We start from the raw sequence: 2,995 nt of genomic DNA, 5'->3' as shown, positions 1-2,995 counted from the left end.
GCTCCGCGGCGGTCGCGACGGACCCGGCCGCACCGGCCGCCGCGACGGTCCCGGACCGGCCCGCGGCACTCGCGGCCCAGCCGAAGCCGGCATCGACGCCGCCGTGCGGCCGGCCGGAGATGCGGTACGTGACGGTCTGCTTGATCCGTGGCGGACACTTCAGGGTGACGGTGTCCGTGCCGGACGTGGCGCCTTCGGGCACCACGAACTCGCCGACCAGGACACCCTGCCGGTTGCCCGGCAGCAGGTGGAACTTGCCGCCCGCCTCCGACTCCCCCTTGCCGTAGGTCTCCTTGCCGCAGGCGGTGGTGGTGACGGTGACGGTGGTGCCGGGCGCCGCGTTCAGCGGAGTGATCCGGACATCGGGGCCCCCAGGGGCTGCGAGTGCCGTGGGGGCGGACAGGACGACGGCGCCGACGATCAGACTGACCTGCAGACCGGTGCGTACGCGACGCATGCTTCTCTCCTTCGGTGGAGCTTTCCGGCCGGCTCCTTCGCGCGGCACCCGTGCTGTGCTCCGTGCACGAGGCAAATGCCGCCGCGCACTCCCCGCAACACGGGGAGCGCGTTCGGCCGTCCTCCGGTCGGCCGCACGCCCGCGCCCGCCCGGACCCGTCACAGCAGGTCACCGTCGTGGGCGTACCGCCCCCCGGGTGATCCCGCCCCGCACGCGAACGGACCAGCGCCCGTACGGCCGCCGCATGGTGCCCCCGGTCGGCCCCGGCCCGCCCGGGGGATCAGCGGTGGCGGGCCGGAACGGGCGCTCATAACTTCGCGATATGACGAAACGACAGATCGCCCTCCTGGCGTGCACCGCGGCCCTCACGGCCTCCGGGCTCGGGGCCGCCGTGCCCTCGGTCGGCAACGGGTCGGTGCACCGGGTGAAGCCGGGCGAATCGATCCAGCAGGCCGTGGACTCCGCGCGCCCCGGCGACACGATCATCCTCGCCCCCGGCACGTACCACGAGAGCGTCCGCATCACGACGCCGCACCTCACTCTCCGCGGTTCGACCGTCTTCCCCACCGTCATCGAGCCGGCCGCCACCCCCGGCGCCGACACGTGCGCGAAGGCGGGCAACGGCATCTGTGTGACCGGCACCGAGGCCCGTCCCGTCGAGGGCGTCACCGTGCGCTCGCTGACCCTGCGGGGCTTCGCCAAGAACGGCCTGTGGGCCAAATGGACCGACCGCCTGGTGGTCCAGCGGGTCATCGCCGAGTCCAACGGCACCTGGGGCATCGCCCAGGAGCGCTCCGTACGCGGCGTGCTCCGCCACAACACCGCCCGGGGCAACGGGGACGCGGGCCTGTTCCTGGCCAACACCGTCACCGAGGAAGGAGGAGCCACCGACACCCTGGGCACGGTCGTCAGCGGCAACCGGGTGTCCGGCAACCGGATCGGCATCACCGTGCGGCGCCTGCGGAACCTGACCGTCGACCACAACGAGGCCACCGGCAACTGCGCCGCCGTGTTCGTGGTGGGCGACGAGTCCACCCCGCGCGCCGGGGCGATGACCCTGCGCCAGAACCACATCCACGAGAACAACAAGCTCTGCCCGAAGACCCCGCGCCTGCCCTTCCTCCAGGGCTCGGGCATCGTCGTCACCGGCGCCGAGGACACGGTCGTCGCGCACAACCGGGTCGAGGACAACGTCGGCAGCTCCCCGCTGTCCGGCGGCATCGTGCTCTTCAAGAGCTTCGTGGGCGTCCCCAACGAACGGATCGAGATCCACGACAACGTGGTGCTCCGCAACGGCACCGCCGACCTCGCGAACCGGGACGTCAGCAAGACCAACACCTTCCGCCACAACACCTGCGGCGTCTCCGAGCCCGCGGGCATGTGCTGACCGCCCGCTCCGACTCCCCCACTCGTACGGCATGACAGCAAAGGCAAGGCGAAACAGATGACGACCGTCGATTCCGCTCCCCCGCCGCCGATGCGGCTGAGAGAACTCGTCTTCGGCGCGGCGTGCGCCGCCGCCGTGCGCGCGGCCGCCCGCCTGGGCGTGGCCGACGCGCTGGGAGACACGCCCATGACCGCGGAGGACCTCGCGGCCGCGGTGGAGACCGAACCGCGCACCCTCCGGCGCCTGTTGCGCGCCCTGTCCTGCCAGGGCGTCTTCACCGAGCAGCCCGACGGCACCTTCGCCCACACGGAGATGTCCCGGCTGCTGCGCGAGGACGATCCGCACAGCCTGCGCTACATCGCGCTGTGGTGCACCGAGCCCTGGACCTGGGACGTCTGGCCCAGGCTCGACGAGGCCGTCCGCTCCGGCCGCAACGTCTTCGAGGACGTGTACGAGCGGGAGTTCTTCTCGTACCTCAACGAGGAGGCGCCCGAGTCCGCGTACGTCTTCAACCGGGCCATGACCACGTCGAGCAGGCAGTCGGCCGAGGACGTCGCCGACCTCCTCGATCTGCGCGGGGCCTCCTCCGTCGCGGACATCGGCGGCGGACAGGGCCACGTCCTGGCGAGCCTCCTGGAGAAGCACCCCACGCTGCACGGCACGCTGCTCGACCTGCCGGCGGTGGTCGGCAACGCCGACCCGCGGCTGCGGGAGGGCGGTTCGCTGGCCTCCCGGGTCCGCGTCGAGCCCGGCGACTGCCGCGAGTCCATCCCGGTCCGGGCCGACGTCTACATCATCAAGAACATCCTGGAGTGGGACGACGACAGCACCCGCAGGTGCCTGGCGAACGTCCGGAAGGCCGCGAAGCCCGGCGCCCGCGTCGTCGTCATCGAGAACCTCGTGGACGACACCCCCTCCATGAGGTTCACGACGGCCATGGACCTCCTGCTGCTGCTCAACGTCGGCGGTGCGAAGCACACCCGGCAGAGCATGGTGGACCGGCTCACGGCCGCCGGGCTCGTCATCGGCGAGATCCGCCCGGTCAACGCGTACCTGCACGCCTTCGAGTGCACCGTGCCCGGCTGATCCGGGAACCCGGCGGAACAACTCAGGCCGCCCGCTCCGCGTCTGTCGCGGGGCGGGCGGCCTCG

General features: G+C 72.1%; 3 protein-coding genes. 2 read left to right on the top strand and 1 reads right to left on the bottom strand.

Translation table 11 applies throughout. From position 1 onward, the window contains the following. A partial coding sequence (locus ACWGN5_RS41755; RefSeq protein WP_453524244.1) for a sortase occupies window positions 1-457 on the bottom strand: 457 nt, incomplete at its 3' end. Between the two features lie 322 nt (window positions 458-779). On the opposite strand from ACWGN5_RS41755, the gene ACWGN5_RS41750 reads away from it, so the two are divergent. Together ACWGN5_RS41750 and ACWGN5_RS41745 are read left to right on the top strand one after the other, a co-directional pair. Next, a complete protein-coding gene (locus ACWGN5_RS41750; protein WP_453524242.1) occupies window positions 780-1,844 on the top strand; it encodes a right-handed parallel beta-helix repeat-containing protein in 1,065 nt (354 codons plus the stop codon). A gap of 57 nt (window positions 1,845-1,901) precedes the next feature. Further along, window positions 1,902-2,930, top strand: a complete 1,029-nt coding sequence (locus ACWGN5_RS41745; protein WP_453524240.1) for a methyltransferase — start codon at window positions 1,902-1,904, stop codon at window positions 2,928-2,930. Window positions 2,931-2,995: the final 65 nt, after the last annotated feature.

This window comes from Streptomyces sp. NPDC055815 (assembly GCF_053616475.1).
Note: the sequence above shows the minus strand (reverse complement) of the source record. Positions and strands in the feature narration are given on the sequence as shown.

Excerpts from the sequence above, each read along its gene's own strand:
- ACWGN5_RS41750 (WP_453524242.1), top strand. The coding sequence starts at position 780 with ATGACGAAACGACAGATCGCCCTCCTGGCGTGCACCGCGGCCCTCACG.
- ACWGN5_RS41745 (WP_453524240.1), top strand. The coding sequence starts at position 1,902 with ATGACGACCGTCGATTCCGCTCCCCCGCCGCCGATGCGGCTGAGAGAA.